Consider the following 612-nt stretch of genomic DNA (forward strand, 5'->3'; position numbering starts at 1 on the left):
ATCACCATGAAGGTCCTGACCATGCAGCTGCTCAGCACCGTCGTCATGGACACCGTGGCTTACGGCGGAGCCGCCTGCGGCATCGCCGTTGCCCTAAACGAGATCCGCCTGGGCCGCATCGGCCGCCAAGAGGCCATCGTCCTCATCCTGCTGGCCGCGGCCTACTTTTTGCCAATGCGGCAATTGGGCAGCTACTTCCATATCGGCATGAACGGCATGAAGGCCAGCGACCAGATCTTCGCCTTCCTGGACCTGCCTGAAGCCGCCTCCGGCCAGGCTCCCGTGCCTGACAAAACTGACATCGCCGTCCGCGGCCTTTCCTTTACTTATCCGGGAGCAGACAAGCCAGCCTTGAGCCAGATCAGCCTGACCATTCCCGCTGCCGGCTTTACTGCCATCGTCGGCTTGTCTGGGTCTGGCAAGAGCACCCTGGCCACCCTGCTGGCCGGCCGGCAAAAAGCCAGCCAGGGGCAGATCACCGTTGGCGGCCTGCCTTTAGACCAGATCAGTGCCAGCGGCTGGCTGCAGGCAGTCACCCTGGTCAGCGCCGACAGCTACCTGTTTAAAGGCAGCGTCAGAGACAACCTGCTGATGGCCGGGCCGGCCAGTGAC

Annotated in this window: 1 protein-coding gene; it reads left to right on the plus strand. The window is 63.1% G+C overall.

Annotation, left to right across the window (positions count from 1 at the left end):
* Positions 1–612: ATP-binding cassette domain-containing protein (locus tag lacNas_RS00050; protein ID WP_201346471.1), on the plus strand; the 612-nt coding region annotated here is incomplete at both ends.

The sequence above is a fragment of the Lactobacillus nasalidis genome (assembly GCF_016587775.1).
Classification (GTDB): Bacteria; Bacillota; Bacilli; order Lactobacillales; family Lactobacillaceae; genus Lactobacillus; species Lactobacillus nasalidis.